Origin of the sequence: Streptomyces sp. NPDC006174 (assembly GCF_040614075.1) — a bacterium.
In the GTDB taxonomy this organism is placed as follows: Bacteria; Actinomycetota; Actinomycetes; order Streptomycetales; family Streptomycetaceae; genus Streptomyces.
In genome coordinates, this window is sequence record NZ_JBEXTJ010000012.1 from 78,678 (window position 1) to 90,398 (window position 11,721).

The window sequence follows — 11,721 nt, forward strand, 5'->3', positions numbered from 1 at the left end:
GGGAGTCCTGGCGCGCCGCGCCCGGTCAGCGGCTGGTGTCGAGGATGACGCGCGCCACCAGGGCCGGGTCGTCGTTCATCGGGACGTGCCCGCAGCCCGGCAGCCGCACGAGCCGGGCCTCCGGGATGACGCGCTTGGCGCGGATTCCCTGCCTCCGCAACAGGATGCGGTCGCGAGTGCCCCAGGCGACGGTGACGGGAAGGCCCTTCACGTCCTCGGCGAAGGTGACGCTCCCGCCGGCGGCCAGCGTCTGGTGGAAGCCGGTCGCTTCCCGCAGCGCCAGAGTCTCGGCGACGACCGCCTCGGGTGAACGCCGTCCGGGCCGGGCGTAGATGCTGCTGGTCAGCGCCGTACGCCCGGCGGCGCTGCGGGAGAGCCGCTCGATCGCCGGCACCGGGAGCGCCAGCGCGGCGCGGCGCATCGCCCGCAAGGTCGTGAAGGCGTAGCGGCGCTCCGGCTCGTTCCAGAAGCCCGCGGGCGACAGCGCGGTCACCGAGCGGACCAGCTCCATGCGCCCCAGCTCCAGCGCGAACAGGCCGCCGAGAGAGTTCCCGGCCACATGCGGACGGTCCAGGCCGAGCGCCCCGAAGAGGGACCCGAGGACCGGAACGACCGCCTCCAAGGTGTACGGAACTCCGTCCGGCAGCCCCGGGGATACGCCGAAGCCGGGCAGGTCGACGGCTATCACCTCACGCTCGGCGGCCAGGATCCGCGTCACCGGCTCCCATGCCTGGTGGTGGTGGCCGATGCCGTGGAGCAGGACCAACGGCTCTCCCGTACCGGTCCGTTCGTACGCCACCGAGACCGGACGGGGGCCGTGCGCCGCATCGACGGTGAAGGAGACCGTGGTGGTCATGGAGCCGCTCCCCGGGAGTGGTAGACATCGCGTCAACAACAATTACCGTCCGGTAGCCCGGAGTTCAAGGGCTCCGGCGATTCCCGCTGGACAGCATCCGGCGGGTCGGCTGGGATGGGCCGGTGACAGCCGACCCCGCCGCCGAAGTCTTCGAGGAGCACCGGCCGGTGCTCACCGGCGTCGCCTACCGCATGCTCGGCCGCGTCGCCGACGCCGAGGACGTGGTGCAGGAGGCCTGGCTGCGATGGTCGGCCACGGCTCAGGAAGGCATCCGCGAGCCGCGAGCCTTTCTGGTGCGGATCACCACCCGGCTGGCCATCGACCGGCTGCGCCACCTGAAGTCGCGCCGGGAGGCGTACGTCGGTCCGTGGCTGCCCGAACCGGTGGTCACCGACTTCGGGCCGACCGTGCCCGACGCGGCCGAGCGTGCCGTCCTCGCCGACTCCGTATCCTTCGCCGTCCTGGTCGTCCTCGAATCGCTCTCACCGCTGGAGCGTGCCGTGTTCGTGCTCCGGGAGGCCTTCGGTTTCCCGTACGCCGAGATCGCCGCCGTCCTGGACCGCACCGAGGCGGCCGTCCGGCAGCTCGCCGGGCGGGCCAGACGCCATGTGGACGAGCGCAAGCCGCGCTACGACGTCGATCAGGCCGAGCGCCGCGACCTCACCGAGCGGTTCCTGGCCGCCGCGTCCGGCGGCTCCATCGAGCAGCTGATGGCTCTGCTGGCGCCGGACGTCCGGCTCGTGAGCGACGCCGGCGGCAAGGCGAAGGCGGCGCTGCGGGCCATCGAGAGCGCCGACAAGGTCGGGCGGTTCCTCGCCGCGGTCGGCCAGGAGGTCGGGCCGGACTGGAACATGCGCATCGCTGAGTTCAACGGTGGACCCGCCGTGGCGTGCTTTGTCGGAGGAAAGGCGGATACCTTCTTCCAGATCGAGATCCGGGACGGCGCCATTCAATGCATCTATATCGTTCGTAATCCGGACAAGCTCGCAGAACTGTCCGCCGTGTAGCCGCCCGCGCTTTCCGGCCAACGTGCATCCGGATGATCTCCTTCCGCGACCGCCCCGCCGAAGCCCCGCCACCGTCCCGGTGGTGGGGCTTCATGCTGCGCACGGCTCACGGCACCACGAACGTCTTGTGAACGCTCTGCGCCAAAGTCCCGTTTCGTTCCGTTACGGAATAAGGATTGGTCTTGACCAAGGGGGAGCGTCATCCTAAGGTCACCTTAAGACAGGAACCTTTAATAAATAGCGTCGCGGAAAAGCCGCTGGGCGATTGCGGAGGACTTGGTGGGGACCACGCAGCTGGAATCGGTGCAGGAGCCGAAGTACTGGCACCTCAAGACCGTGCTCAGTGAGGCACTCGACTCGGACTTTGCGGTGGGTGAGATCCTGCCGAACGAACGGGACCTCGCGGCACGGTTCGGAGTCGCGCGCGCCACGCTCCGACAGGCTCTGGAGCAGCTCGAACTCGAAGGCAGACTGCAGCGCCGCCGAGGCGTCGGTACGACCGTCGCGCCGCCGCGCGTCGGTGTGGCCGTCTCCACCGCGCAGCACGAGTGGACGGGCGGTGTGGCCGGTGAGGCGTGGCAGCCGGTCGACTGCGCCGACGAGGCAGCCCCGACCGCCGTGGCCGCCATCCTCGGTACCGGCACCGAGCCCGTGCACGTGGTGCGCCGCATCCGCGACACCCACGGCCAGGCGGTGGCGGCCGAGCTTCTCTACGTACCCGCCTCCTCGGTCCCGGACCTCTCCGCGATCGACGCACCGTCTGGCACCGTGCGCGCCCGGGCCGTGCTGCGCGAGCTGCACCGGCTGGGCCTGGAGGGCCAGGACCGTTCCGTGGAGCTCGGCTCGGCGCGCGCGGACGACGCCAAGGAGCTCGACCGGCTCCCCGGCGCACCCGTCCTCGTCGTCACCACCCGGTACTTCGCGGCAGGCGGCACGGCTGCCGTCTCCATCGCCACCTACCGGGCCGACACCTGCCGGCTCACCTTCGGGGACTCCGGCGCGCTGGAGATCAGCCACGACGAGCAGCAGGAGCGCCAGGCGTCCTGACGACGCCGTACGCCCTTTGTGTCGGCACCTGCGAGAACAGCGCCACCTCATGGCGGCCCACCGGGAGACCGGCCGGGCCGCCATCGGCGTATCTCCCGGTCGCGGCTCCGCGATCAGCGGCGGGCCGTCACCGCGCCCTCCACGGCGAACAGCTGCTCCTCGACATGGTCCAGCGCCAGCCGCAGCGCCCCGGTCGCGACAGCGGCCTCACCGAGCAACGACAACGTCACGCGCGGCGGACGCAGACAGTAGCGGGCCAGCTCCTCGCGCAGCGGCTCCAGCACACCGTCCAGACCGGCGGCCCAGCCACCGACCACCACCAGCTCCGGATCGAGCGCCAGCACCAGGGCCGCCACATCGTGCACCAGCCGCTGGAGGAACCGCTCGACCGCCGCCTGCGCCTCCGCGTCACCCTGCCGGGCCTTGGCGAACACCGCGGCCACCGCCTGCTCGTCCAGCGGCTCCAGCGGCGTCCCCGTGGTCGACAGCAGATGCTCCGGCGTCACGTCCCGGCCCAGCAGGTGCAGCGCCCCGATCTCCCCGGCCGCCCCGCCGAACCCCCGGTGCAGCCGCCCGCCGATCAGCGAACCGGCCCCCGGGCTCAGCCCGGCCAGGACGAAGACGATGTCGTCGGACTCGGTCGCCGCACCCTTCCAGTGCTCGGCCACCGCGGCGGCGTTGGCGTCGTTCTCCACGAGGACCGGGCAGCGGAACGAACGCCGCAGCCGCTCTCCGAGAGCCAGCCCCGTCCACCCCGGCAACGCCGTGCCCAGCCGCACGGTCCCGTCCGCCTCCACGATGCCCGGACTGCCGACGCCGACGGCCCGCAGACTGCTCCGGGCCACGCCGGTGCGGCGCAGCAGGTCCGCGATCACGGCCCGCACCTGGTCGAGCCGCTCGTCCGCACCGGCCGTCTCCGACACCATGCGGGAGCCCGCTCCGCTCACCCGGCCGTCGAGCCCGGACAGAAGGGCCGAAACCCGGTGCGGCCCGATCTCGACACCCAGCAGGTGCCCGGCCTCGGCCCGGAAGCGGAACCGGCGCGCCGGCCGTCCCTGGCGCCGCGCCTCACTCTCGTCGGGCAGCGCCTCGACCACCAGGCCGGCCTCGAACAGGCCCTCGACGACGCCTTCGACCGTCGGCCGGGAGAGACCCGTGATCCGGGTCAGATCCGTGAGCGTCGGCGAACCGGCCCCTCTGAGGGCGTGCAGTACCACCGCTGAATTGATCCGCCGCAGCAGCGACGGATCTCCCCCGGTCAGCCGGCTCACGGTGTGTCCTCCCAGCTCGTGCGCATGTCTGCCGGATCGTACTCGCTGCTCGCAGGGGCTGCGAGCGGCTCCGCAAGCCGGTATCGAGCCGCAACCTGCGTCGGCTCGGAGCCGCGGAACCGGAGGCGTACGCCGCGACGACCGCGTGCGTACGGTCCGGCGTACCCAACTCCGTAAGAATCGAACTGACATAGGGCTTCGCCTTCCCGGCGCCGGCGGACGGCCCGGCGACGACCTCCGCGTACGACAGACTTCGGGCCACCAACCGGAGCAGGCGCACGGCTCGCACGGTCTCCGCAAGGGCCTGCGCGATGCCGGGGGCAGGGCAACGGCTGTCGGTGGCGGACGGTTTACTGACGGTATGACGACCGCACACCATCTCCGCCTCATCGACGGGATGCGCACCAGGGAGTTCCCCCGGGCGCGTACGCCGTCGGGCTCGGGAGTCAGCGGACCCGGCTACCACACGACATTCCTGCGCACCGACCACGAACCGTGGGATGACGACGAGCAAGTCGGCCCGGAGCACCGGGCCCAGTGCCTGGCGGAGCACGACGCGCTGCTCACGCTCCTCACCGCCCGCTGGGGCGAACCGCAGCTGGTGAGCCTGTGGAGCGCGCAGGAGCGGATGCTGGCGGGCGAGGTGATACCGGAACCCTGGGCGGACCCGGTGGCCGGATGCGAGTTCGTCCGGCTGTGGCAGGTCGAGGAGCGGTGGGTCGCGATCGGGCTGGTCCTGGAGGACGGCGGCCCGGGCTGCGAGCTGACGGTGCTGGTGACGGTCGTCGACCCGCCTTGACCTGGACGTCCGGAACCGGCGTACGGTCAGGGATCAGCCGGAGAGGTCCGGCGCACGTACGGCTTCGCGCAGACGGGCGTACTCCTCGGCCATCGTGTCGACCGTCCAATGCGCGTTGAGGCCACTGGGGTTGGGCAGCGCCCACACCTGGGCACCGCCGATCGTGCGCTCCTGGCGGCCGATCCGCGCGCGGGGCTCGCCGAAGGCCGTGCGGTAGGCGGTGATGCCGACGACCGCGAGCCACGCCGGCGCCAGCCGCTCGACCCGCTCGGTCAGAGCCGCTCCGCCTTTCCGGAACTCGTCCGCGCCGAGTTCGTCCGCGCGAGCCGTCGCCCGGGCGACCACATTGGTGATGCCGAGGCCGAGAGGCAGCAGCTCCGCCTGTTCCGCGGGCAGGAACTGACGAGGCGTGAAGCCCGAGCGGTGGAGGACCGGCCAGAACCGGTTGCCGGGATGCGCGAAGTGGTGGCCCGTGGTCGCGGTCATCAGGCTCGGATTGATCCCGCAGAAGAGCACGCGCAGACCGCCCGCGGCCACATCGGGGACGATGCGGTCGCGGGCGGCGCTCAGCTCTTCCGGCGTCATGCGGTGAACCTGCGGGTCATGCCGTGGACGCGGTGCCGGTCAGAGGATCGAGCCGGGAGTGTACGCAGCGGCCTGCGGGTGCTGCTTGGTGATCTCCTCGATCCGGGACACCAGCGCCGCCACCTGGTCGCCCGCCGCCCCTGTGAACGAGAGCTTGTCGGCCATCAGCGCGTCCAGCTGCGCACGGTCGAGCGGGATGCGCTCGTCGGCGGCCAGCTTGTCGAGCAGCTCGTTGCGCTCAGCACCCCGCTCCCGCATCGCCAGTGCGGAGGCGACCGCGTTCTCCTTGATCGCCTCGTGGGCCAGCTCGCGGCCGACCCCGGCCCGTACCGCGCCCATGAGGACCTTGGTGGTCGCCAGGAACGGCAGGTAACGGTCCAGCTCACGCGCCACGACGGCGGGGAAGGCGCCGAACTCGTCCAGCACCGTCAGGAAGGTCTCCAGCAGACCGTCGAACGCGAAGAACGCGTCCGGCAGCGCCACCCGGCGGACCACGGAACAGGACACATCGCCCTCGTTCCACTGGTCGCCCGCCAGCTCACCGGTCATCGAGGCATAGCCCCGCAGGATCACCATCAGACCGTTGACCCGCTCGCAGGAGCGCGTGTTCATCTTGTGCGGCATCGCGGACGAGCCGACCTGACCCGGCTTGAAGCCCTCGGTCACCAGCTCGTGTCCGGCCATCAGCCGGATCGTCTTCGCCACCGACGAGGGCGCCGCGGCGAGCTGGACCAGAGCGGTCACCACGTCGTAGTCGAGAGAGCGCGGGTAGACCTGGCCGACCGAGGTGAACGCCTCGGCGAAGCCGAGGTGTGCGGCGATGCGCTGTTCCAGGTCGCCGAGCTTGGCCGCGTCACCGCCCAGCAGGTCCAGCATGTCCTGCGCCGTACCGACCGGGCCCTTGATCCCGCGCAGCGGGTAGCGGGAGAGGAGGTCCTCCAGCCGGCCGTAGGCCACCAGCAGCTCGTCGGCCGCGGTCGCGAACCGCTTGCCGAGCGTCGTCGCCTGCGCGGCCACGTTGTGCGAGCGACCGGCGATGACCAGCTCGCCGTACTCCGCAGCGAGCTTGCCGAGCCGGGCCAGCACGGCCACGGTACGGTCGCGCATCAGCTCCAGCGAGAGGCGGATCTGCAGCTGCTCGACGTTCTCCGTGAGGTCCCGGGAGGTCATGCCCTTGTGGACCTGCTCATGACCCGCGAGGTCGTTGAACTCCTCGATCCGGGCCTTCACGTCATGCCGGGTGATCTTCTCGCGCTCGGCGATCGACGCCAGGTCGACCTGGTCGAGCACCCGCTCGTAATCGGCCAGTGCTCCGTCCGGCACCTCGATCCCGAGGTCCTTCTGAGCGCGCAGCACCGCCAGCCACAGCTGACGCTCCAGCTTCACCTTCTGCTCGGGGGACCAGAGGACGGCCAGCTCCGTGGAGGCGTAGCGGCCGGCCAGGACATTGGGGATGCGAGGCTTCGCAGACACAGCAGTCACGTAAAGGGATTCTACTGTCGGTTTCTGCAGGCCAGCGCCGCGGGCCTCTTTGTGGCTTGCTACGAAGAGGCGGAGGCCGGGCCCTCCTCGGAGGAGAACCTGCGCCAGCCCGCCACCGGGCCCGGGGTCTCGCCGTCCGCGGGCGTGATCCAGAAGGCCGAGGCCGTCCCGGCGTCGAACTGCGCGCCCCAGCGGCCGTCTCCCGAGGACCGGCCCGTGAGCCGGCGGCCGATCCACGGCCCGAGGTGGCGGCGGGCGAAGCGGATGTCGTCGGCGCGCCGGTTCGCCCAACGCGGCGGCAGAGAGGCGGGGGCCGGCGCCTGCCAGTCGAGCTCCGGCGGCAGGCCCAGCGTCTGCCAGACCGCCTCCGCCACCCGCCGGTGCCCTTCGGCGGCGAGGTGCAGCCGGTCGGCGTCCCACATGCGCGGGTCGCTGAGCGAGGGCGCGGAGTAGAGATCGACCACCGAGGCACCGTGCCGGGCCGCGAGGTCGTCGATCAGAGCGAACAGCGCCTCCATCCGAGGCCGGAACCGGTCGAACACCGGCCCGCTGCGGCCCGGGCTGCGCATCAGCACCAGCTGCTTGCAGGACGGAGCGAGCCGCTCCACGGCCTCTTCCAGCCGGCCCCTGACCATGCCCATGTCGCACTTCGGGCGGAGCGTGTCGTTCAGCCCGCCGACGAGCGTCACCACATCGGCCTGCATCGCCGCCGCCGCGCCCACCTGCTCGTCGACGATCTGGCTGATGAGCTTGCCGCGCACCGCGAGGTTGGCGTACCGGAATCCGGGGGAGCGGGACGCGAGCCGGGAGGCGAGGACATCGGCCCAGCCCCGGTACGTGCCGTCGGGGAGCAGATCCGACATGCCCTCGGTGAAGGAGTCGCCGACCGCGACGAGACTGGTGTAGGAGGCATTCAATTCCATGGCCCGCCGATTCTACCGTGGCGACTCTCCGTACCGTCCGGGCGGTACGGAGAGCCATCGCGCCTGGCGTTCAGCGGGACTGAGCCCTGCCCACCAGCTCACGCAGCACGTCCTCCATCGTGACCATGCCGACCAGCCGGTCGCCCTCGTCGAGCACCGCCGCGAGATGCGTCCGGCTGCGCCGCAGCGCGGTCAGTACGTCGTCCAGCGGGGTCGCCGCGCGGACCCGGGCGATCGGCCGCAGAGCCGTGACCGGGAACGGCGCGTTCCGAGGCGTCGCGTCCAGGGCGTCCTTCACATGGAGGTAGCCCAGGATGCGGCCCTCGCTGTCCATCACCGGGAACCGCGAGAAGCCGGACACGTGCGAGAGCCGCTCCAGCTCCTCGGGCGTGGTGCCGACCCGGGCGTACAGCACCCGGTCCACCGGCATGACCACATCCCGTACCGGACGCCGCCCCAGCTCCAGGGCGTGCCGCAGCCGCTCCGCGGAGCGGTCGTCGACCAGCCCCGCGTCCCCGGCGTCCTTCACCAGCCGAGCCAGTTCGTCGTCCGAGAACGTCGCGGAGACCTCGTCCTTCGTCTCCACCCGCAGGAGCTTGAGCAGGGCGTTGGCGAAGGCGTTGATCGCGAAGATCACCGGACGCAGCGCCCGGGCCACCGCGACCAGCGGCGGCCCCAGGAGCAGCGCGCTGCGCGCCGGTTCGGCCAGCGCGATGTTCTTCGGCACCATCTCGCCCAGTAGCATGTGCAGATAGGTCGCCACGCTCAGCGCGATCACGAAGGAGAGCGGGTGCACCAGCCCGTGCGGCACCCCCACCGCGTCGAAGACCGGCTCCAGCAGATGGGCGATGGCGGGCTCGGCCACGATGCCCAGCACCAGGGTGCAGAGCGTGATGCCGAGCTGGGCGGCGGCCAGCAGCGCCGACACATGCTCAAGACCCCAGATGACGCTGCGGGCCCGCCGGTCGCCGGCCTCGGCCTGCGGCTCGATCTGGCTGCGGCGTACGGAGATCAGGGCGAACTCGGCGCCCACGAAGAAGGCGTTGACCACCAGGGTCAGCAGACCGATGAAGAGCTGAAGAACGATCACCGGCCCTCCTCCGCCTGCTCCTCGGCACCGGGCAGCGGCGCGTGCAGCAGCGCCCGCGCGGCCCGCCGGCCCGTGGCGTCCACCACGTCGATCCGCCACCCCGACAGCTCGACGGTGTCGTCCACCGTCGGGATCCGTCCGAGCTCGGCGGCGATCAGCCCGGCCAGCGTCTCGTACGGCCCGTCCGGCACCCGCAGCCCGATCCGGCTCAGCTGGTCGGTGCGGGCCGCGCCGTCGGCCGACCACAGCGTGCGGCCGTCGGCGTCCTCACCGGCGGCCGCCAGATCGGGCGTCTCATGCGGATCGTGCTCGTCGCGGACCTCGCCGACGACCTCCTCCACGATGTCCTCCAGCGTCACGACCCCGGCCGTACCGCCGTACTCATCGATCACCACCGCCATCGCGAGCTTGCCGGACAGCTGGTCCAGCAGCCGGTCGACGGTGAGCGTCTCCGGTACGAGAAGAGGCTCACGCAGCATCTCCGACACCCGTTTGCGGGGACGCTCGTCGGCCGGGACCGCCAGCACGTCCTTGATGTGGGCGACGCCGACCACCGTGTCCAGGCTGCCGCGGTAGACCGGGAAGCGGGAGAGGCCGGTGGCGCGGGTAGCGTTGGCCACGTCCTCGGCCGTCGCCCGCATCTCCAGCGCGGTCACCTGGACTCGAGGCGTCATCACGTTCTCCGCGGTCAGCTGCGCCAGATTCAGGGTCCGTACGAAGAGTTCGGCGGTGTCCGCCTCCAGCGCGCCCTCCTTCGCGGAGTGCCGCGCCAGCGCGACCAGCTCCTGCGGACTGCGGGCTGAGGCCAGCTCCTCGGTCGGCTCCAGGCCGAAGCGGCGCACGATCCGGTTGGCCGTGTTGTTGAGGTGGCTGATGAAGGGCCGGAACACGGCGGTGAACATCCGCTGCGGTGTGGCGACCGCCTTGGCCACGGAGAGCGGCGAGGAGATCGCCCAGTTCTTCGGCACCAGCTCGCCGACCACCATCAGCACCACCGTGGACAGGGCCGTACCGATGACGAGCGCCAGCGTGGACGCCGCGGCGGGCGGCATCCCGGCGGCCTCCACCGGGCTGCGGATAAGCTTGGCGATCGACGGCTCGGAGAGCATGCCGATCACCAGGTTGGTGACGGTGATCCCGAGCTGCGCGCCGGAGAGCTGGAAGGTCAGGCTCCGTACGGCCTTCAGAGCGCTCCCGGCACCACGGTCACCGCGCTCGGCGGCCCGTTCCAGCTCCCCGCGCTCCACCGTGGTCAGCGAGAACTCCGCCGCGACGAAGGCACCGCACGCGACACAGAGCAGCAGGGCGACGAACAGCAGAAGCACTTCGATCATCGGTTCACCTCCGTCCCATGATCGGGCAGGGTCGGCGGGATCGCGCGATGTCGGCGGATGCGGCTACCGGGAGGCTCGCCCATGGACGGACTCTCACACCTTTCGGCAGGAGGTGACGGGAGGGGCATGTCATCGTAGGCGTCTGCCCACCGGTGCCGTGTCCTACCGGGTCAGTCCGCGAGTGGCTTCACCCAGCGGCTCCACTGCGGCTGATGCCCGTACCCGGCCGCGCGCCAGGCGTGGTGTGCCGGCTCGTTGCGGTCCAGCACCATGGCGTCGGCGCGCCGTCCGCCGAGCGCGGCGAACCGTTCCTCCGCCGCCGCGAGAAGCGCGCCGCCCACACCTGCACGCCGCTGCTCCGGATGGACCGCGAGCCGGTAGAGATGGCAGCGCCAGCCGTCGAAGCCCGCGATCACCGTGCCCACCAGCGTTCCGTCCCGCTCCGCGAGGATCAACGCCTCAGGGTCCCGTTCCACCAGGCGTGCGACCCCGTCCCCGTCGTCGCTGATGCTGGTGCCCTCCGCGGCCACCTTCCAGAACGCGAGGACCTGGTCCAGATCGGCCGAGGTCGCCGGCCGGAGCGAAAGATCGTCCATGGCGGCCATCCCACCACCCGCCGGCCCGGGAAGTCGACCGCTTTCCCGGACCTCCTCTTGCCGGTGCTAGCGCACCCGCGCTAGCTTGGAAGGGTGCCCAAGACTCAGCTGAACGTCCGAGTGGACGAGGCCACCGCCGAGGCCGCGCGGCAGCGCGCGCTCCAGAGGGGGATGAGCGTGAACCGCTATATAGAGGAGCTGGTCAAACAGGACGCCGGCGAGGTGGGACACACCTTCGTCGAGGCCGCCGCCGACTTCATGAAGCAGTACGAGTCGGTCTTCGCCGAGGAGTTCGGCCCGGAGGGCGAAGGTCCTCGGCGCGAAGGCACTCAGCACGAAGGCACCCGTTGAACCTGCGCATCGACCTCTCCTGGCTGCTCATGGTCGCCGAGCACAAGACGCCCGGTGACCCGCAGGTCGTCGACTGGGGCGCGCTCGTCGCCGCGGTCGCCCGCCACGAGGCGGAGATCTTCGGCAGCGCCGTCTACAGCGACCCGCACACGCGCGCGGCGGCCCTGTTGCAGCTGCTGCTCCACGTGCCCGCCCTGGAACGCTCCAACGCGATGTTCGCCTCGGCCGTCGCGTACGGCTATCTCGTCGCCTCCGGCCTGAAGGTCATCACCTCACCCGAGCAGGTCCGCGATCTGGCCCTCCTGGTCAAGCAGGGCAAGGCGGACGTGCGGGCCATCGCGGACGAGCTGCGCCGGTGGAGCGTATGAGACGCGGCGCGG

13 protein-coding genes are annotated in these 11,721 nt (G+C 71.4%); 5 read left to right on the forward strand and 8 right to left on the reverse strand.

Translation table 11 applies throughout. The features are described from left to right. Positions 1–25: 25 nt before the first annotated feature. Complete coding sequence (locus tag ABZ267_RS25525) at positions 26–856, reverse strand: alpha/beta fold hydrolase (protein WP_356751146.1); 831 nt, start codon at positions 854–856, stop codon at positions 26–28. A gap of 122 nt (positions 857–978) precedes the next feature. Here ABZ267_RS25525 and sigJ point away from each other — a divergent pair, with 122 nt between their 5' ends. Continuing rightward, positions 979–1,863 (forward strand): RNA polymerase sigma factor SigJ, encoded by an 885-nt coding sequence (sigJ, locus tag ABZ267_RS25530; protein ID WP_356751144.1) that lies wholly within the window; start codon positions 979–981, stop codon positions 1,861–1,863. A gap of 279 nt (positions 1,864–2,142) precedes the next feature. Next, complete coding sequence (locus tag ABZ267_RS25535) at positions 2,143–2,910, forward strand: GntR family transcriptional regulator (protein WP_356751142.1); 768 nt, start codon at positions 2,143–2,145, stop codon at positions 2,908–2,910. Between the two features lie 113 nt (positions 2,911–3,023). On the opposite strand, the gene ABZ267_RS25540 is transcribed toward ABZ267_RS25535, so the two are convergent. Beyond that, on the reverse strand, positions 3,024–4,181 hold the full coding sequence (locus tag ABZ267_RS25540) for an ROK family protein (protein WP_356751140.1): 1,158 nt from the start codon (positions 4,179–4,181) through the stop codon (positions 3,024–3,026). Between the two features lie 361 nt (positions 4,182–4,542). Between ABZ267_RS25540 and ABZ267_RS25545 the strand changes: the two genes are divergently transcribed. Continuing rightward, positions 4,543–4,980: a hypothetical protein gene (locus ABZ267_RS25545; RefSeq protein WP_356751138.1), complete on the forward strand. Its 438-nt coding sequence runs from the start codon at positions 4,543–4,545 to the stop codon at positions 4,978–4,980. 33 nt (positions 4,981–5,013) lie between these two features. Here the strand turns inward: ABZ267_RS25545 and mug are convergent, their stop codons facing one another. The 6 genes from mug to ABZ267_RS25575 form a co-directional block, all read right to left on the reverse strand. Further along, positions 5,014–5,565, reverse strand: coding sequence for a G/U mismatch-specific DNA glycosylase (mug, locus tag ABZ267_RS25550; RefSeq protein ID WP_356751136.1), 552 nt, complete (start codon positions 5,563–5,565; stop codon positions 5,014–5,016). A gap of 39 nt (positions 5,566–5,604) precedes the next feature. Further along, positions 5,605–7,047 (reverse strand): adenylosuccinate lyase, encoded by a 1,443-nt coding sequence (gene purB, locus ABZ267_RS25555; protein ID WP_356751134.1) that lies wholly within the window; start codon positions 7,045–7,047, stop codon positions 5,605–5,607. A gap of 59 nt (positions 7,048–7,106) precedes the next feature. After that, entirely contained in the window at positions 7,107–7,970 is an 864-nt protein-coding gene (locus ABZ267_RS25560) for an SGNH/GDSL hydrolase family protein (protein ID WP_356751132.1), read from the reverse strand. Positions 7,971–8,040: 70 nt separating this feature from the next. Further along, on the reverse strand, positions 8,041–9,060 hold the full coding sequence (locus tag ABZ267_RS25565; protein WP_356751131.1) for a hemolysin family protein: 1,020 nt from the start codon (positions 9,058–9,060) through the stop codon (positions 8,041–8,043). Beyond that, positions 9,057–10,394, reverse strand: a complete 1,338-nt coding sequence (locus tag ABZ267_RS25570) for a hemolysin family protein (RefSeq protein ID WP_356751129.1) — start codon at positions 10,392–10,394, stop codon at positions 9,057–9,059. Before ABZ267_RS25570 ends, ABZ267_RS25565 begins: the two co-directional genes overlap by 4 nt. Before the next feature lie 170 nt (positions 10,395–10,564). Next, positions 10,565–10,999, reverse strand: coding sequence for a GNAT family N-acetyltransferase (locus ABZ267_RS25575; protein WP_356751127.1), 435 nt, complete (start codon positions 10,997–10,999; stop codon positions 10,565–10,567). A gap of 84 nt (positions 11,000–11,083) precedes the next feature. Between ABZ267_RS25575 and ABZ267_RS25580 the strand changes: the two genes are divergently transcribed. Both ABZ267_RS25580 and ABZ267_RS25585 read left to right on the forward strand, forming a co-directional pair. After that, complete coding sequence (locus ABZ267_RS25580) at positions 11,084–11,341, forward strand: antitoxin (RefSeq protein WP_356751125.1); 258 nt, start codon at positions 11,084–11,086, stop codon at positions 11,339–11,341. Further along, entirely contained in the window at positions 11,338–11,709 is a 372-nt protein-coding gene (locus ABZ267_RS25585) for a fic family toxin-antitoxin system, toxin component (protein ID WP_356751123.1), read from the forward strand. The genes ABZ267_RS25580 and ABZ267_RS25585 overlap by 4 nt, the downstream gene beginning before the upstream one ends. Positions 11,710–11,721: the final 12 nt, after the last annotated feature.